Here is a 15,741-nt window from a genome sequence, read left to right on the forward strand (position 1 = left end):
ATCTTGTATGGTAGGGCTCTCTTTCTGACAGCGTGACCGCGCGTCGGGCTGTCTCTCCTGAGGAAACGTAATGAAGAACTGGAAAACGAGTGCGGAACAGATTCTGACTACCGGCCCGGTTGTGCCGGTGATTGTCGTTAACAAGCTGGAACATGCGGTGCCAATGGCCAAAGCGCTGGTGGCAGGTGGCGTACGCGTGCTGGAAGTGACGCTGCGCACGCCGGTGGCGATGGATGCGCTGCGGGCAATGATCAAAGAAGTCCCGGAAGCGATTGTGGGTGCCGGCACGGTGATCAATACCCAGCAGCTGAAAGAAGTGACCGACGCCGGCGCGCAGTTTGTCATTAGCCCGGGGCTCACCGAACCACTGCTCAAGGCGGCGGTGGAAGGCCCGGTGCCGCTGATTCCAGGCGTCAGCACCGTGTCAGAACTGATGGTCGGCATGGATTATGGTTTGCGCGAGTTCAAGTTCTTCCCGGCAGAGGCTAACGGTGGCGTCAAAGCGCTGGCGGCGATTGGTGGTCCATTCCCGCAGGTGCGTTTCTGCCCAACCGGCGGCATTTCACCGGCCAACTATCGTGACTATCTGGCGCTGAAAAGCGTGCTGTGTATTGGCGGTTCGTGGCTGGTGCCAAACGATGCGCTGGAGAGCGGCGACTGGGATCGCATTACGCAACTGGCGCGTGAGGCTGTGGCAGGTGCGGCTTCACACCGCTGATCGCGAATAGCGCTGCCGCGTAACTGCAACGCGGCAGCGATCAAATTTTGCGGGTGGTGATGGCGCTGCGTCACCACCCGGGCAATCAGCCCTGAACCTGCACGGCTGCGGCGCTGGCAATGGCGCGGGCCACGGCATCATCGGTGCTGTCACCGGTCGCCAGCGCGACACCCAGACGGCGCTGCCCCGCGATTTCCGGCTTACCAAACAGGCGCAGCTGCAAACCGGCGCCAAGTGCGGCTTCCACATTCACGAACTGCACGTTGTGGCTATCGAGCTGTGGCAGGATCACCGCCGACGCTGCCGGTCCATACTGGCGAATGCCGCCAATCGGCAGGCCGAGGAAGGCGCGCACGTGCAGCGCGAACTCAGAGAGATCCTGCGAAATCAGCGTCACCATACCGGTATCGTGCGGACGCGGAGAGACTTCGCTGAACACCACCTCGTCGCCGCACACAAACAGCTCCACGCCAAACAGGCCGTAACCGCCGAGCGCTTTCACCACGTTAGCGGCGATATCCTGCGCGCGCTGCAGGGCCAGTTCGCTCATCTGCTGCGGCTGCCAGGATTCCCGATAATCACCGTCTTCCTGACGATGGCCAATTGGCGCGCAGAAGTGGATGCCGTCCACCGCGCTGATGGTCAGCAGGGTGATTTCAAAATCGAACTTCACGACGCCCTCGACGATCACCCGGCCCGCGCCCGCGCGTCCGCCTTGCTGCGCATAATCCCAGGCGTGATCCAGCTGGCTGGCTTCGCGAATGAAGCTCTGGCCTTTACCGGAGGAGCTCATTACCGGTTTCACGATGCAGGGGAAACCGATCTCATGCGCGGCCGCGACGAAACGCGCTTTGCTATCCGCAAACTGATAGGTTGAGGTCGGTAACGCCAGCTCTTCTGCCGCCAGACGGCGAATGCCTTCGCGGTTCATGGTCAGACGTGCAGCACGGGCCGTCGGCACCACTTTTTGCCCCTGCGCTTCCAGCTCCAGCAGTTTTTCGGTGGCGATGGCTTCAATTTCCGGCACCACAAAGTGGGGCTGCTCCTGCGCAATCAGCGCCGCCAGTGCATCACCGTCCAGCATGTTAATGACGTGGCTGCGATGCGCAACGTGCATCGCCGGGGCATCGGCATAGCGATCGACGGCGATCACTTCCACCCCGAGACGCTGACACTCCAGCGCCACCTCTTTGCCTAATTCACCTGAACCTAACAGCATGACACGCGTTGCGGCAGGACGCAGCGCGGTTCCGAGAGTCGTCATAATTTCACCTTAGCAGTCAAAATGCGCGCGCAGTATAAACGAAAACGTTTGCGTACTCACGCATTGCGCACGTCCGGCTTTGCCATACTTTGCCGGCTCTGACGTTAACTGACACAGCGTGCGGCAGCATAGTGAGCGGAAACTTAAACAGGAGTTAAACGATGAGTAACTGGCTGCAGCAAATTCAATCGGTTCTGGCAAAGAAGGGCGGTGACGGCAAATCAGGCGGCCTGAGCGATATGCTGGCACCCGGCGCGCTGGGTGGTCTGGCGGGTTTACTGGTTGCCAGCAAATCGTCGCGCAAGCTGTTAACCAAATACGGCGGCACCGCGCTGCTGGTCGGCGGCGGGGCGGCGGCAGGCGCGGTGCTGTGGAATAAATACAAGCAGCACGTGCGGGAAACCCATCAGGATGAGCCTGCGTTTGGCCAGCTGCAGACGCCGCTCGACCAGCGCGCGGAGCGACTGGTAACCGCGCTGGTGTTTGCTGCGAAAAGCGACGGGCACATTGACGATCGCGAGCGCACGGCCATCGAACAGAATATCCATCAGGCCGGTTACGGTGCGCAGGCGGAAGCGCTGATTCAGCAGGCAATGAACCGTCCGCTCGATCCGCAATGGCTGGCCGCCGACGTGAAAAACGAAGAGGAAGCGCTGGAACTCTATTTCCTTAGCTGTGCGGCGATCGATGTCGATCATTTCATGGAACGCAGCTACCTCTCCGCGCTCGGCGATGCGCTGAAAATCCCGCAGGACGTGCGCGACGGTATTCAGCGCGACATCGCGGCGGAAAAAGCGGCCTGAGTCACGCCGGAGGCGGTTGCGGCGGCCTCCGGTTACACTTCGCGTGCGTTTCCGGCTTGGCTTCCTCTGCCAGAAGTGCCACGCTTGCAGGATGTCGTCTTTCAGGGAGAAACTCTGTAATGAATCAGCCGCAAGCGAAAAAAATCCCCCACCACATGACGTTACACGGCGAAACGCGCACCGATAACTATTTCTGGCTGCGTGATGATGACCGGCAAAACCCCGAGGTACTGGCTTATCTGGAGGCGGAAAACCGCTACGGTAAAGCGATGATGGCCTCGCAGGATGCGCTGCAGGATCGGGTACTGAAAGAGATCATCGATCGGCTGCCGGCGCAGGACCACTCGGTACCGTACGTAAAACGCGGCTATCGCTACCAGAGCCGTTACGAAGCCGGCAATGAGTACGCAGCCTATTTCCGCCAGCCGGTGGATGCGCCCGCCGACCAGCCGTGGCAACTGCTGCTGGATGGCAACCAGCGCGCCGCGCACAGTGACTTTTACACCATGGGCACGCTGGATATCAGCCCGGATAACCAGGTGATGGCGCTGGCGGAAGATTTTTTATCGCGCCGCCAGTACGGTATCCGCTTTCGTAATCTCAACAGCGGCAGCTGGTATCCGGAGGTGCTGCGCGACGCGTCCTCCAGCGTGGCGTGGGCCAACGACTCACGCACCCTCTACTACGTACGCAAGCATCCGAAAACGCTGCTGGCTTATCAGGTGTGGCGTCACGAACTGGGGCATCCGCAGTCGGAAGATCAGCTGGTGTATGAAGAGCAGGATGAGTCTTTCCACCTTAGCGTGCATAAAACCACCTCGGAACACTTCATCCTGATCGCGCTGTTCAGCACTACCACCAGTGAAATTCTGCTGATTGACGCGGAATATCCGGACGCACAGCCGCAGGTGTTTTGTCCGCGGCGGCGCGATCATGAATACAGCATCGATCACTATGATCACCAGTTCTTCATTCGCTCCAACCGCGACGGCAAAAATTTCGGCCTGTACCGCAGCGCGTGGCTGGCTGAAGATCGCTGGCAAACCCTGATTCCGCCGCGCGACCACGTAGTGATGGAAGATTTCCAGCTGTTTCGTAACTGGCTGGTGGTCGAAGAGCGTCAGCGCGGGGTAAACACGCTGCGACAGATTAACTGGGCCAGCGGTGAGAGCTACGGTATTGCCTTTGACGATCCGGCCTATGTCACCTGGCTGGCCTACAACCCCACGCCGGAAAGTGACACGCTGCGCTACGGCTACTCGTCGATGACGACGCCGACCACGCTGTTCGAACTGAACATGGAGACCGGCGAGCGGCGCATTCTCAAGCAAACCCCGGTGCCGGGCTTTGACTCTGCCGACTACAAAAGTGAACACCTGTGGATCACGGTGCGCGACGGCACGGATGTGCCGGTCTCACTGGTTTATCACCGCAAACATTTTCAGCGCGGCGCCAATCCGCTGCTGGCGTACGGCTACGGCGCGTATGGCAGCAGCATGGAGGCCAGTTTCGGCACCAGCCGCATCAGTTTGCTGGAGCGCGGTTTCATCTACGCGATTATCCACGTGCGCGGCGGCGGCGAGTTGGGTCAGCAGTGGTATGACGATGGCCGGCTGCAACATAAAATGAACAGCTTCACCGATTTCATTGATGTCACTGAAGCGCTGGTGGCGAAAGGTTACGGTAACCCGCAGCAGCTGTACGCCATGGGCGGCAGTGCCGGGGGCTTGCTGATGGGCGGCGTGCTGAATATGGCGCCTCAGCTGTTTAACGGCGTGATCGCTCAGGTGCCGTTTGTCGATGTGGTCACGACCATGCTCGATCCGTCGATTCCGCTGACCACCGGTGAATATGATGAGTGGGGCAATCCGGAGCAGGCGGAATTCTATCGCTACATCCGCCAGTACAGCCCGTATGACAACGTGACGGCGCAGGCGTATCCGCACCTGCTGGTGACCACCGGGCTGCACGATTCGCAGGTACAGTACTGGGAGCCGGCGAAGTGGGTGGCAAAGCTGCGTGAGTTGCGCACCAACGATGCGCTGCTGTTACTCTGCACCGATATGGATTCCGGCCACGGCGGCAAATCAGGACGTTATAAATCCTATGAAGGCGTGGCGCAGGAGTTCACTTTCCTGATCGCCCTGGCGCAGGGCACGCTGCCGCCGCGCAGCGATTACTGAGTGTCCTTAACGTATTTGCGCAGCGTCTGCCGCAGCGGCGCGCGCAAATCACGCACGTTTTCCAGTACCCAGCGCAGATAGCCCGGATCTTTACGCGCGATGCTGCCGATGCTCTGACCACGATATTTACCAAACGGGAACACTTCGTCGCTGACCGGCGCCGGCTGGCAGCGACTCACCATCTCACTGGCGCTCCAGCCGGAGGTTTCCATAATGCGGATCAGCAGCGCGGCGGTGACGTAGCAATCGTACAGTGCGCGGTGCGCGTGCAGATCATCCGGCGGCGACACTTCAAGTTTGAGGCTGTGGCGCAGCGCCTGATTACCGTATTTAATGCCCGGCCACAGCTGGCGCGCCAGCGTCATGGTGCAGATCCATTCGCCTGGCATCGTCGGCAGCATGCGCCGGTCAAAGCTGGCGTTATGTGCCACATAGTGCGGGCTACCGTGATAGCGGCCAATCGCCTCTTCGATGGTCGGTTTGCCCACCACCATGGCTTCAGTGATGCGGTGCACCGCCATCGCCTGACGACTGATGGGCCGATCCGGGCAGATCAGATCGCTCATCGGATTGACGATCTGTCCGTCAATGACATCCACCGACGCCACTTCCACCACGCCGCCCTGCAGGCCACAGGTTTCCGTATCGATTACGCGTAACATAAATTATTTCTGCTTAGGTTCGTAGGGCAAGCGGGAGAGACTGAGCGATGCCTGGCGATAGGCCATCAGGCGCTGACGGAACCAGTCGCGCAGCGCTTCCGGCTGCTCGCGCTCCACCATCTCGGCGATCACCGGCATGTTGTAGCGCTCTTTAAACGCCACGCCAGCGGCGGCGAGATCGACGTTAACTTTGTCTTTCTCTTCCTGCGACAGCAGGGCAAGGTTTTGGCTCATGCTTTTCTCCTGATAAACAGGGGCAAAAATAATGGTTTCGCCCTGCTGGATCAAGGGAATTGGATCGCACCGCAAGTCTCGACAGCCTAAAAGCAGCGGCGTATCCTGCTGCCACATTTGCGGCGCAGTGCCGCAGTTAAAAGGGAAGACGTGATGATGAAAACTGCATCCAGGCGCGTTATCGCGCTACTGCTGGCGGGCGCGACGCTGGGCTTCAGCCAGCTGGCTCTGGCACATGCCCACCTGAAAGCCCCGGTGCCGGCGGATAACGCCGTGGTGGAGCGCGCGCCGCAGCAACTCACCATGACATTTACCGAAGATATTGAACCGGCATTCAGCGGCGTGGAAATGATCAACGCGCAGCAGCAACCGGTGGCGCTGGAGAAAGCCCAGCTGAATCCGCAGCAGCACGATCAGCTAATTGTGCCGATCGCCCAGCCGCTGGCGTCGGGCCACTATCAGGTCAACTGGCACGTGCTGTCAGTGGACGGCCACAAAACGAAAGGTAGTTACAGCTTCAGCGTGAAGTAATGAGTCTTAGCGCGTTATGGATCGGCCTGCGGGCGCTGCATTTTCTGGCGCTGTTTCTGCTGACCGGCAGTGCATTTTATACCGCGCTGCTGGCGCCGGCGCGCTACCGACCGGTGCTGGCACAGCGCTGGCGGCGGCTGATGGGATACAGCGCCGTGCTGAGTTTACTCAGTGCGCTGTTGATGCTGGCGGCGCAGACCGGGCTGATGAGCGGCGACTGGCGCAGTATCGCCAGCATCGACGTCTGGCTGGCGGTGCTGGGCACGCGCTTCGGCGCGGTGTGGCGCTGGGTTATCCTGTTTGCCCTGCTCAGCACGCTGGCGCTGCGCCTGCGTGGTAATTTGCGCCAGCAGGCGTTACTGGCGACTGCGCTGTTGCAGCTGGTGGCACTGGCGGGCGTCGGCCATGCGGCGATGCGCGACGGCATGGCGGGACTGCTGCAGCAGGGGAATCATGCGCTGCACTTGATCGCGGCCGCCTTCTGGGCCGGTGGTCTGCTGCCGCTGCTGCTATTAATGCGCGAGGCGCGTAACATTGCCTGGCGCACCGATGCCATTCGCAGCATGATGCGCTTTTCACGCTATGGTCATCTGGCCGTGGCGATGGCGATTGTTACCGGCACGGTCAACAGCCTGCTAATTGCCGGTACGCCGCTCAACTGGACCGCCACGCTGTGGAGCGAGCTGCTGGTGAGTAAAGCGTTGCTAGTGGCACTGATGGTGCTGATTGCGCTGCTTAATCGCTATCTGCTGGTGCCGCGTTTTCGCCTGGCCGCAAGCCGGGCACCGAAACTTTTTATCCGTCTGACGCAGCTCGAGCTGCTGCTGGCGTTGATTGTTATCGGGCTGGTGAGCGTGTTTGCCACGCTTTCGCCGGCCTGAGTCTGTTAAAAGATGAGATGAGGTCGAGATTTTGCTGAAGAAACTGATTCCAGCTGGGTTACTGATGGCGTTGTGCAGCCAGGCGTTCGCCGGGCAGATTATCACCATCAGCCGTTTTGAAATGGGCAAAGATAAATGGCCGTTCACCCGTGAAGAGGTGATGCTGACTTGCGAGAAAGATGGCGCGCTGTTTGCCATTAACCCCAGCACGCTGCTGCAGTATCCGCTCAATGATAAAGCGCTGGCGCGCGGCAATGCCGGGCAGGGCACATTGCAGTCCATCGATACCATCCTTGCCGCCGATAAAGCGCATCCCGGACAAAAGATGAGCCTGCAGCCGATCGTCGATCGCGCCCAGCAGCTGTGCGGTAAATAATCCCTGCATTTTCAGGCGTAGCGCACATTTTTGCCGCTGCGCCTGCCAGCCGTTAGTGCCAGCCCGATCACAGAGTTGGCAGCTTTTGCCGGCGGCGAAGCCCGCTGGCTGGAAAATCACCGATGCTGGTCTACCTTTAAAAGGCAAGGCGTCCTCGCCTGCAAAAATGCCAACTTTTAGCGCACGGCTCTCAACGAGCCATTTCCCTGGACCCGATACAGGAATCGTATTGGGTCTTTTTTTATCTATATGTTATTAAAGGATATTTTTCAGGCCTGTGCGAAGATGTCCGAAAATTTTCCGAAATATTCATGCTCAGGTTAAATCATCACGTATTCCTGACCGCGTCAATCCCGATACTTTTTGGTCCTGGACATGTTCTTATAGCCTGGCAACCTTTGCGCAAAATTTCCCTAATTCTCCGCTGCGTATAAGCGGCATGTATTTCACTGACACCAGACTCTTAGACGCTACTTATCGCTCCTGAATGCCAACCACTCTGCCCAGCAATTTTCAGGGTCTATATCCCGATAGCCGCGGCTCTCCGCCATCGCCAAAGCAGTTTCACTATCCAGACTGATAGCTGTCGCATCGTCTCTGATACTATTTACTTCATCCTCAGTCAGTGGGCTGCCTTTCTCACTCTCCCTGCTAAGTAGAAGCGTGATAAGCGGGGGAACAAAAATTATACTCATTTATACGCATCCTTATGATAAATCGGGTTGGTGTGCAGATTCTGGGTTTTTCTTGGCTTCATAATTTCGTCGTATATTTATTATCATGATGTAAAAGTCGTACAGCTCCTACGCGTCTTCTGCTTCATTTCATAAGGTAACGGTAATTGCAACTTAAAGATAAAACGGGTCAATGCCGCGCGGACACTGCAGCGCGATACTTCTGTAATGCTCCGGGTAAAGCATGGCATGAACGGTTGCATTTAAGTAAGTTTTTTATTGCCTCAAACTACATTATTTCTGCGCTAAGCGATTGTTGCAATTCATAATTGCTTTCAGCAAGTGGTGAAACGCGACGTTGCCGGTCGCTATATCATCAGCACCTTCGACCTCATCAAAGAACTTGACCGCCTGAGCTGGCATCAAACACTGCGGGTGGCCAATCAGTGGATCGAGATGCACACCACGGTGCTCCGAGACATCATGACCACAGCAAAACTCTAAATGCCATGTACATCTACTCTTTATCAGACAAAATGACAGTCGTGGCCGCAGCAAAATAATTATTTTAAATGCCTGAGGCTTTCAGCGATTAAAATAGTGACTGATTCTATCCACTTAAAACTTTAAACGCGGAGCGTTCACCGTTTCGTTACGCCTTTAATTGGCCATTAAATTTTATTACCCCTTGTGTTTATCCGCCAGACGTGCGTTAATGCGTCTCCGGTCTGATAAGCAGACAGTCCCATAGTTAGTTCGTTTTGTATCTCTCATCTGTGTTAGTGCCTTTCCTGTGCCTTTCTCTTTGAGTTTTATCTCAGGTTCTGATGTGTCGCTGCGGTTCAGCCTCTAATGCCATATGGCTCATTATCAAGGTATAAACATGTCAAATAAAATGCTCGGTACAGTAAAATGGTTCAACGCTGAGAAAGGTTTCGGCTTCATTTCTCCGGAAGACGGCAGCAAAGACGTTTTCGTCCATTTCTCTGCCATTCAGGGAACTGACTTCCGTTCACTCGATGACGGTCAGAAAGTTGAATTCTTTGTAGAAAACGGCCCTAAAGGTCCGTCAGCTGTTAACGTTACAGGTCTCTGATTATTACAGTAATTAATGCTATGAGATGCCCACAATGTCAGGGCTCTCAATATCGCCAGTCCGTTTTTGACAGGAACAGGCAAAATCCACTCGGCGCAAAATGTATTTTTTGTAAGTCGATTATGATTGCCATTGCCTCGTCGTTGTATGTGATGAAAGAAGCGAATTAATTCAGTTGTGTTATTCATGTGGCGAAATAAATTAATAACCACACCTGATGACTAACGCAGCGAGTACCCTATTATTGGTCACCTTCGGGTGGCCTTTTTTGTTTATCGCGTTAGCCGAGGGCAGGCGATAAGCAAAGCGTTAACCCATAACTAATTTACTTCTTACGCTTAATTCACAGATGCGTGATAAAACCGCCGGGCTGAAGGATAAGGGAACTAAAATAGTTATTACCCAATGTGGGGTATGGAGGTGCTTATGTCAGAACGACCCGATGATGTCACTCCGTTGCCTGATGATGCGCAGGTGCCCGGTGAAGAGCCGCTTGATGACGATGATGACACCGGCGAATACGATGGGCAGAAACCGATCTAGGTGATAAACCTCCTGCGGGAGGTTTTTTTCCTCTGATGCCGGTTTCTTATAAAGAGATATTGCTGATTTCTTCTGCGGTCAGGCCTGCGGCTGACCTACCGGCCCCTTACTCATTGGGCCGCCGGGCACCGGTTGTTCTGCAGGGACATTAGGGCGTCCGTCCGTACCAATTGGCCGTTCAGGTTGCTGACAGCCAGCCAGCGCGGTCAGGGTGGAGAGGATTAACAGACTGGCAAACAGGCTCTTCATGCAATGATTTCCTGCGAAGGGGATGATAATGTCCGCCGCACACGCGACGGCGGACCGGACGATAATGCATTAAGGTTCTTCGATACGTGCAACATCCACACGGGTATTCTCGCCCCGGCCATACACTTTGCCGCTTACCCGTACCTGATCCTCGGCGTTATAGGTTTTGCCTTTGAAGGTATCGGCTGCAGCCTTAATGGTCACGGTGCCGGTGCTGTCGCGAAACTGATAATTATCACCGCTTAACTTTTTAACGATATAACCTTCCAGCGTGACATAGCCGCCCTGACGAAAATCCCGAATCTGTTCGATATGTGTCTGGCCGGTATCTTCAGAACCTTTATAACCGGCGTCCTGTTGTTTCTGCGGCGGCGGGGTTTTACCGCCCTCAAAGCCGCCCTGTTCAGCGATAGCGCCCAGACTAAACACCATGAGCAGTGACGCCAGTACCGTTTTTTTCATCATAATCATTCCCTCTTGATTGCAACATTCCACAATGACTTAAGCCTGGCACAGGATCGCGCATCGCGGGAGCCGTTACGCTGAATCGTTATTTAGCACGCTGGCCGGAATGTCGATGCGATCGCCCAGCGACCAGCGTTTCTGCCCTAGCACGCGCTGCGGCGTGGTGTCCGGTACGTTGAAATAGTAACCGGCGGCGCCGTTATCGTCGGGCTGCGCTTCGAACAGCGTGTCCGGACGGATGCCCATCTCATTGAGGTCGTCGTCGCTTAACGCAAGGTAGGTGGCTAATGCAGACTGGCTCATGGCTTTCCTCCTGTCTTATGGGTACGTATTCAGTTAAGCATCGATTGGTATTTATGCCATCGGCTGCGCTTATTGCAGGCGGTGATGATTTGACGAACGCCAGATGCTGTTCTTGACTGAGTCGTACAGGCATTAAATTGAGGTCGCTACCATGACTGAGCTATTCCATATTATTTCCGTCGGTACCCTTGTTGCCGGACTTTATTTGCTCAATTAGCGCATTTATTAAGCGCAATAACATTGCGTGAGATAATACGCAAGTGACGTTGTCACATACGATGCATTGGCATGCTGAGCGCAACGCAGCGGATATTTGCAGCAGCCAGCCACAGCGAAAAATGGTATAACAGGGCGCATTGATTGATGGCCGCTTAACAGGATTTCGCATGGCAGCAAATACACACTATCTTCTCTGGGTAATGATTGGCACGCTCACCATTCTGAGCATTTTTATCGGCGCGATTGTCGGTCAGGCCAAAACGCCGCGCACCGGTTTGCTGACCTTTGCCGGTTTGTTTATCGGTTTTATGCTGGCGATCTTTTTAATCACGCGTTAGCCGGGATTCGTCATAGCCAACCTATGATTTTTAGCTGCGCCGTTACCAACTGCTGCCGTTGCGAATATGGCCCCAGCGCGGGGTGATATTCTGCTCCAGCTGATATATCAGCGCCAGAATCAGGTTGAGGTTATAGCGGGTCACCTCATTATGTTGCGTGATACAGGGTGATGACGATTCAATCAGATTGAAATTACTGTATTTTTCCAGCAGCCCGAGGTGCGGTAACACTTCCTGCTCGCGCTGATGATCGGCCAGTGCTGTAAACAGATAAATATTTTTCTGCGTCTGGCGATCGCGACGCACGGCATTGGGCAGGTATTTATTTAGCAACGCGACCGCAGCCGGGCTTATCTCTCCCATCATCGCTTTACCCACGCTGGGCCAAATCTGGCTTGCATAGTCACCGAGAAAAAACTGCGGTACTGCAGTAATAATGTTTCTGATGTTGTGGCGGATACCGAAGTAGAGCGCGGCACTGCCGCCTTTCGACGCGCCGAGAATGGTCACGTCAGAAGGTTGGGTTAGCTCAATCACCGCCCGGATGAGCTGGCTGACGCCGTGCTCGATGTTGAACTGAAGATTGTTACACAGGTAATACGCTGGCAAACCGTTGAAATCGTCTTTGATCCATAACACGGCTGCACGGGTGTGCTCCAGCAAAGTAAAATCATACACGGTAGGATCGGGCAGGTTAAACCCGGACATGACAATCAACAGATGCTGATTATCCAGACTGGCCGGTTTATAACGATAGTGCACATCCAGGCCATCCAGATAGTTAAAGGTGTAGTCAGTGATCATGCGGGCTCCTGTGAGATTTAGCAGACAGAAGCGACACAAACGCAACGGGCATTAACAGCGCGCCAGATCAATAGTTGAGAATGATAGTTAATATCATTTAACTTGTTCGGAATAATCTTAAGCGTTACAGTAGGTGCCGTCCCTTACAGAGCTAACACCTTGATTGAGTGCCGGAGATAAGCGCCGGGGGGAATTTTCACAGGGCTGCAGGATGCAGCCACTGCTGAAAACCTTACAGCGGCCTGCGCGCCGCCAGCAAAAACAGCATCGGACGCTCGCGCTCCTCTTCCAGCGCCGGATTCTCCGCTACCTGCTGTACATCCGGACCCCACTCATCCAGCCGTTCAATCACCAGACCGGCGGCAATCAGCGCATTGATCCACGTTGCCAGTTTGCGGTGCTGCTTCTTCACGCCGGCAGCAAACCAGTTGCTGACTCGTTCCCCTTCCTGCTGATACTGATTGACTGGCCAGCTGCGCTGCCCGGCATCATCAATGATCCACTCCTGCTGACGCGGAGCGGTATAAATCGGGTGCTCGCATGAAAACACCAGCGCGCCGCCGGGACGTAACGCATGAAAGATCGTGGCAAACAGGGCGTCGATATGGCTTAGATAGTGCAGCGCCAGCGAACTGTACACCACGTCAAAAGTGCTGCTGAGCTGCAGGGTTTCGAGATCAGCGCGCTGATAAGTGATGCCGGGCCGATCGGTCATGGCAGCGGCCTGCGCCAGCATTTTTTCTGACACATCCAGCCCCACAACTTCACGCGCGCCTTGCTGCTGCGCGTAACGACAAAACCAGCCGTAGCCGCAGCCCAAATCCAGCACGCGCTGGTCACGCAGCTCAGGCAGCATGGCCCGCAGCGCGGGCCACTCGGGCGCGCCGTCCAGTCCGTTGACCGAACGCGGCAGGGTGGCGTAGCCAGCAAAAAATTCGGGGTTATCGTAGATATTCTGACTCATGGAGACTCCTTTCAGTAAGACGCAAAGGAGTGTAAGCGTTTAGCGCGGCATGAAACACCGCTCAGCCAACAAAAAGCAGATGCACCAGGCGCGCGAGCGACTCCAGCAGCAGCAGGCTGCCAATAAAAATCATCACGAGGATGCCAACAAACTGTTTCCGACTGCTCACGCTGATGCCTCCGCGGCTACCCCTCACCGGACTATACTTTATGCCGGGTTTACTAAACTTCCAGTCAACCGGGGCAGATTACATGTTTTATCAGACGCTGCGTGCAAATAACTGGCGCAATATTTGGGTGGTCGGTGATTTGCACGGCTGCCGCGCGCAGCTTGATGCGCAGCTGCTGCGGCAGGGCTTTGATCGGCAACAGGATCTGCTGCTATCGGTCGGGGATTTAATCGACCGCGGGCCGGACAGCCTTGGCTGTCTGCAACTGCTGGAAGAGCCGTGGTTCCGCTGCGTGCGCGGTAATCACGAGCAGATGGCGCTCGATGCGCTGCAGGGCGACGATCCGATGCTGTGGATGATGAACGGCGGGGACTGGTTCTGGCAGCTGAGCGGTGCGCGGCTGATTGCCGCGCGTCATGCGCTGAAGCGCTGTGCCGAACTGCCGCTGATTTTACATCTGCAATTCGAGGAGCGCGTCATTGTCATTGCTCATGCCGACTATCCTGCCAGTGCCTACGCACTGGGACAGGATGTCGACTGGCATCAGGTCGTCTGGAGCCGCGACCGGCTCGCTCGCCATCAGCGCGGCCGCTCGCAGCCGATCGCCGGTGCCAGTGCGTTCTACTTTGGCCATACGCCGCTGGAGCAGCCGCTTAACGCCGCGAATCAGCATTACATTGATACCGGCGCGGTATTTGGCAACCGCCTGACGCTGGTGCAGTTGCAGTAATGCGTGTTAGCGGAACAGCCGACCGTCGCGCACCAGTTCACGCGGATAGCTGTTTTTGATGCGGCTTCCGACGCGTTTCGCCAGGCCCAGCGGCTGCTGCTGGTGGGTGACGATCACTTCATCGCGCGCGGGCGGCGTGTCGGGATGAATATCCTGACCGCGATACCAGCTTTCCGCCTGCGCTTCGTCCAGTTCGAACGCCAGCGCGCTGTCCGGTTGCGCCAGCGCCACCACCGCTTCATGCTGCCAGCGAAAGCCTTTCGGGAAGGTTTCCGCCAGTTTGAGACCGATACGCGAGAAACGCACTTTGCTGAGCCAGCTCTCCAGCGCCGCCGGGAACAGCCACAGCTCTTTGTCGCGCTGCCACAGTGTCAGGCTCTCATCCCAGTGCAGTCCCACCTTGTGCGCGGCCTGCGCCACCTCCGCCACCAGCTTGCGGCTGGCGGGCGAGAAGGGCAGCTTGCCGAGTTTGTAGGTCGGCGCCGGCAATGGCGGCACGCTGGCAGTTTTGCGCAGCCGCGCGACGAAAAAGCCTTCGCTGTCGAAGATATGCGGAAACACGTGCAGGAACCCTTCCGGCGTCAGCGCGCGTTCGGCACCAGCGAACAGATCGTTGAGCGGCACAATTTCCAGCGCCTGCGGATAGCGCTGCTGCAGCCAGGCAATCACCTGCTGGTTTTCGATAGTATTAAGCGTACAGGTCGAGTAAATCAGCGTGCCGCCCGGTTGCAGCGCGTGAAAAGCGCTGTCGAGTAAATCGCGCTGGGTGGCGGCGATGGCCTCGGTGCTGGCCAGCGTCCAGTTGCGCAGCGCGTCAGCATCTTTGCGCACCACGCCTTCGCCGGAGCAGGGCGCATCCAGCAGTACGGCATCGAACTGTTCCGGCAGCGCGGCACCAAAGACGCGCCCGTCAAAATGGGTCAGCGCCACATTGCTGACGCCGCAGCGGCTGATATTGGCATGCAGCACTTTCATCCGGCTGGCGGAGTATTCATTGGCGAGGATCGCGCCCTGATTGCGCATCAGCGCGGCCATTTGCGTGGTTTTAGAGCCCGGCGCAGCGGCCACGTCCATCACCTGGCGGGCATCCGGCGCGGCGTCAAACAGCGCGGTGACCGGCAGCATTGAGCTGGCTTCCTGAATATAGAACAGACCGCTGAGGTGTTCCGCGACGCTGCCGAGCGGCAGCGATTCGTCATCACGCGCAATCCAGAAGCCTTCCCGACACCACGGAATCGGCGTCAGCTGCCAGCCGTAGCCCGCCACGCGCGTGAGAAAATCCTCCACGCAGATTTTCAGCGTATTGACGCGCAGACTGCGGCGCAGCGGCTGCTGACTGATGGCGAGAAAGCGTTCGAGTTCGGCCTCGTCGGCCAGGCTGGCGCGCATCAGCGCGAGAAAATCTTCAGGAAAACGATCGGACACGGATATCTACCGGACTAACAAAGTGAGGGCGAAGTGTAACGCCGAGCCCGGCTCAGGTACAGCCGTGCGCAATATCCCTGACGCAAATAAGTCGGGCAGCCCGCAGGCTG

At 56.6% G+C, this 15,741-nt stretch carries 21 protein-coding genes; 11 read left to right on the forward strand and 10 right to left on the reverse strand.

The window, feature by feature from the left end; genetic code table 11:
* Window positions 1-70 precede the first annotated feature (70 nt).
* The gene (locus K7H94_RS08280) at window positions 71-718 is read left to right on the forward strand and encodes a bifunctional 4-hydroxy-2-oxoglutarate aldolase/2-dehydro-3-deoxy-phosphogluconate aldolase (protein WP_222951946.1); all 648 of its coding nucleotides are present in this window, start codon (window positions 71-73) and stop codon (window positions 716-718) included.
* 85 nt (window positions 719-803) lie between these two features.
* On the opposite strand, the gene purT is transcribed toward K7H94_RS08280, so the two are convergent.
* On the reverse strand, window positions 804-1,982 hold the full coding sequence (purT, locus tag K7H94_RS08285; RefSeq protein ID WP_031280195.1) for a formate-dependent phosphoribosylglycinamide formyltransferase: 1,179 nt from the start codon (window positions 1,980-1,982) through the stop codon (window positions 804-806).
* Between the two features lie 161 nt (window positions 1,983-2,143).
* Here purT and K7H94_RS08290 point away from each other — a divergent pair, with 161 nt between their 5' ends.
* Together K7H94_RS08290 and K7H94_RS08295 are read left to right on the forward strand one after the other, a co-directional pair.
* Window positions 2,144-2,785, forward strand: coding sequence for a tellurite resistance TerB family protein (locus tag K7H94_RS08290; RefSeq protein ID WP_222951947.1), 642 nt, complete (start codon window positions 2,144-2,146; stop codon window positions 2,783-2,785).
* Window positions 2,786-2,904: 119 nt separating this feature from the next.
* Window positions 2,905-4,968, forward strand: a complete 2,064-nt coding sequence (locus K7H94_RS08295; protein ID WP_222951948.1) for a S9 family peptidase — start codon at window positions 2,905-2,907, stop codon at window positions 4,966-4,968.
* Here the strand turns inward: K7H94_RS08295 and exoX are convergent.
* Entirely contained in the window at window positions 4,962-5,630 is a 669-nt protein-coding gene (gene exoX, locus K7H94_RS08300; protein ID WP_021509985.1) for an exodeoxyribonuclease X, read from the reverse strand. The genes K7H94_RS08295 and exoX overlap by 7 nt on opposite strands.
* Before the next feature lie 3 nt (window positions 5,631-5,633).
* The gene (locus K7H94_RS08305; RefSeq protein WP_010616356.1) at window positions 5,634-5,864 is read right to left on the reverse strand and encodes a DNA polymerase III subunit theta; all 231 of its coding nucleotides are present in this window, start codon (window positions 5,862-5,864) and stop codon (window positions 5,634-5,636) included.
* Window positions 5,865-6,017: 153 nt separating this feature from the next.
* Here K7H94_RS08305 and copC point away from each other — a divergent pair, with 153 nt between their 5' ends.
* Genes copC through K7H94_RS08320 form a run of 3 tightly spaced genes read left to right on the forward strand, consistent with a single transcriptional unit; the run spans window position 6,018 to window position 7,652 of the window.
* On the forward strand, window positions 6,018-6,395 hold the full coding sequence (copC, locus tag K7H94_RS08310; RefSeq protein WP_222951949.1) for a copper homeostasis periplasmic binding protein CopC: 378 nt from the start codon (window positions 6,018-6,020) through the stop codon (window positions 6,393-6,395).
* Window positions 6,395-7,276, forward strand: coding sequence for a copper homeostasis membrane protein CopD (gene copD / locus K7H94_RS08315; RefSeq protein ID WP_222951950.1), 882 nt, complete (start codon window positions 6,395-6,397; stop codon window positions 7,274-7,276). The genes copC and copD overlap by 1 nt, the downstream gene beginning before the upstream one ends.
* 28 nt (window positions 7,277-7,304) lie before the next feature.
* Entirely contained in the window at window positions 7,305-7,652 is a 348-nt protein-coding gene (locus K7H94_RS08320; protein WP_104188982.1) for a YebY family protein, read from the forward strand.
* Between the two features lie 470 nt (window positions 7,653-8,122).
* Here the strand turns inward: K7H94_RS08320 and K7H94_RS22975 are convergent, their stop codons facing one another.
* Entirely contained in the window at window positions 8,123-8,347 is a 225-nt protein-coding gene (locus K7H94_RS22975; protein WP_150057898.1) for a hypothetical protein, read from the reverse strand.
* Between the two features lie 324 nt (window positions 8,348-8,671).
* Between K7H94_RS22975 and K7H94_RS08325 the strand changes: the two genes are divergently transcribed.
* The 3 genes from K7H94_RS08325 to ymcF all read left to right on the forward strand — a co-directional run bounded on the left by K7H94_RS08325 (window position 8,672) and on the right by ymcF (window position 9,592).
* Window positions 8,672-8,830 (forward strand): hypothetical protein, encoded by a 159-nt coding sequence (locus tag K7H94_RS08325; protein WP_223815598.1) that lies wholly within the window; start codon window positions 8,672-8,674, stop codon window positions 8,828-8,830.
* Window positions 8,831-9,209: 379 nt separating this feature from the next.
* Window positions 9,210-9,422: a cold shock domain-containing protein gene (locus K7H94_RS08330; RefSeq protein WP_222951951.1), complete on the forward strand. Its 213-nt coding sequence runs from the start codon at window positions 9,210-9,212 to the stop codon at window positions 9,420-9,422.
* 20 nt (window positions 9,423-9,442) lie between these two features.
* Window positions 9,443-9,592, forward strand: a complete 150-nt coding sequence (gene ymcF / locus K7H94_RS22980; RefSeq protein ID WP_223815600.1) for a cold shock small protein YmcF — start codon at window positions 9,443-9,445, stop codon at window positions 9,590-9,592.
* A gap of 451 nt (window positions 9,593-10,043) precedes the next feature.
* Here ymcF and K7H94_RS08335 read toward each other — a convergent pair whose 3' ends face one another.
* The 3 genes from K7H94_RS08335 to K7H94_RS08345 form a co-directional block, all read right to left on the reverse strand.
* Window positions 10,044-10,214, reverse strand: a complete 171-nt coding sequence (locus K7H94_RS08335; protein WP_215800925.1) for a hypothetical protein — start codon at window positions 10,212-10,214, stop codon at window positions 10,044-10,046.
* 69 nt (window positions 10,215-10,283) lie between these two features.
* Complete coding sequence (locus K7H94_RS08340) at window positions 10,284-10,676, reverse strand: YgiW/YdeI family stress tolerance OB fold protein (protein ID WP_058757753.1); 393 nt, start codon at window positions 10,674-10,676, stop codon at window positions 10,284-10,286.
* A 75-nt stretch (window positions 10,677-10,751) separates the two neighbouring features.
* Complete coding sequence (locus tag K7H94_RS08345; RefSeq protein ID WP_021510007.1) at window positions 10,752-10,982, reverse strand: hypothetical protein; 231 nt, start codon at window positions 10,980-10,982, stop codon at window positions 10,752-10,754.
* 386 nt (window positions 10,983-11,368) lie between these two features.
* Between K7H94_RS08345 and K7H94_RS08350 the strand changes: the two genes are divergently transcribed.
* On the forward strand, window positions 11,369-11,539 hold the full coding sequence (locus K7H94_RS08350) for a hypothetical protein (protein WP_021510008.1): 171 nt from the start codon (window positions 11,369-11,371) through the stop codon (window positions 11,537-11,539).
* A gap of 42 nt (window positions 11,540-11,581) precedes the next feature.
* Here the strand turns inward: K7H94_RS08350 and K7H94_RS08355 are convergent, their stop codons facing one another.
* Together K7H94_RS08355 and K7H94_RS08360 are read right to left on the reverse strand one after the other, a co-directional pair.
* A complete protein-coding gene (locus K7H94_RS08355) occupies window positions 11,582-12,343 on the reverse strand; it encodes a hypothetical protein (RefSeq protein ID WP_088518139.1) in 762 nt (253 codons plus the stop codon).
* Between the two features lie 232 nt (window positions 12,344-12,575).
* Window positions 12,576-13,307 (reverse strand): class I SAM-dependent methyltransferase, encoded by a 732-nt coding sequence (locus tag K7H94_RS08360; protein WP_141495361.1) that lies wholly within the window; start codon window positions 13,305-13,307, stop codon window positions 12,576-12,578.
* Window positions 13,308-13,558: 251 nt separating this feature from the next.
* Here K7H94_RS08360 and K7H94_RS08365 point away from each other — a divergent pair, with 251 nt between their 5' ends.
* A complete protein-coding gene (locus K7H94_RS08365) occupies window positions 13,559-14,206 on the forward strand; it encodes a metallophosphoesterase (protein WP_127834766.1) in 648 nt (215 codons plus the stop codon).
* A 6-nt stretch (window positions 14,207-14,212) separates the two neighbouring features.
* Here K7H94_RS08365 and rsmF read toward each other — a convergent pair whose 3' ends face one another.
* Window positions 14,213-15,637, reverse strand: a complete 1,425-nt coding sequence (gene rsmF / locus K7H94_RS08370; RefSeq protein WP_420874727.1) for a 16S rRNA (cytosine(1407)-C(5))-methyltransferase RsmF — start codon at window positions 15,635-15,637, stop codon at window positions 14,213-14,215.
* Between the last annotated feature and the right edge of the window lie 104 nt (window positions 15,638-15,741).

This window comes from Pantoea dispersa, from assembly GCF_019890955.1.
In the GTDB taxonomy this organism is placed as follows: Bacteria; Pseudomonadota; Gammaproteobacteria; order Enterobacterales; family Enterobacteriaceae; genus Pantoea; species Pantoea dispersa.

Coding starts and splice junctions, on each gene's coding strand:
- K7H94_RS08280 (WP_222951946.1), top strand. CDS start 71: ATGAAGAACTGGAAAACGAGTGCGGAACAGATTCTGACTACCGGCCCG.
- purT (WP_031280195.1), bottom strand. CDS start 1,982: ATGACGACTCTCGGAACCGCGCTGCGTCCTGCCGCAACGCGTGTCATG.
- K7H94_RS08290 (WP_222951947.1), top strand. CDS start 2,144: ATGAGTAACTGGCTGCAGCAAATTCAATCGGTTCTGGCAAAGAAGGGC.
- K7H94_RS08295 (WP_222951948.1), top strand. CDS start 2,905: ATGAATCAGCCGCAAGCGAAAAAAATCCCCCACCACATGACGTTACAC.
- exoX (WP_021509985.1), bottom strand. CDS start 5,630: ATGTTACGCGTAATCGATACGGAAACCTGTGGCCTGCAGGGCGGCGTG.
- K7H94_RS08305 (WP_010616356.1), bottom strand. CDS start 5,864: ATGAGCCAAAACCTTGCCCTGCTGTCGCAGGAAGAGAAAGACAAAGTT.
- copC (WP_222951949.1), top strand. CDS start 6,018: ATGATGAAAACTGCATCCAGGCGCGTTATCGCGCTACTGCTGGCGGGC.
- copD (WP_222951950.1), top strand. CDS start 6,395: ATGAGTCTTAGCGCGTTATGGATCGGCCTGCGGGCGCTGCATTTTCTG.
- K7H94_RS22975 (WP_150057898.1), bottom strand. CDS start 8,347: ATGAGTATAATTTTTGTTCCCCCGCTTATCACGCTTCTACTTAGCAGG.
- K7H94_RS08330 (WP_222951951.1), top strand. CDS start 9,210: ATGTCAAATAAAATGCTCGGTACAGTAAAATGGTTCAACGCTGAGAAA.
- ymcF (WP_223815600.1), top strand. CDS start 9,443: ATGAGATGCCCACAATGTCAGGGCTCTCAATATCGCCAGTCCGTTTTT.
- K7H94_RS08335 (WP_215800925.1), bottom strand. CDS start 10,214: ATGAAGAGCCTGTTTGCCAGTCTGTTAATCCTCTCCACCCTGACCGCG.
- K7H94_RS08340 (WP_058757753.1), bottom strand. CDS start 10,676: ATGAAAAAAACGGTACTGGCGTCACTGCTCATGGTGTTTAGTCTGGGC.
- K7H94_RS08345 (WP_021510007.1), bottom strand. CDS start 10,982: ATGAGCCAGTCTGCATTAGCCACCTACCTTGCGTTAAGCGACGACGAC.
- K7H94_RS08350 (WP_021510008.1), top strand. CDS start 11,369: ATGGCAGCAAATACACACTATCTTCTCTGGGTAATGATTGGCACGCTC.
- K7H94_RS08355 (WP_088518139.1), bottom strand. CDS start 12,343: ATGATCACTGACTACACCTTTAACTATCTGGATGGCCTGGATGTGCAC.
- K7H94_RS08360 (WP_141495361.1), bottom strand. CDS start 13,307: ATGAGTCAGAATATCTACGATAACCCCGAATTTTTTGCTGGCTACGCC.
- K7H94_RS08365 (WP_127834766.1), top strand. CDS start 13,559: ATGTTTTATCAGACGCTGCGTGCAAATAACTGGCGCAATATTTGGGTG.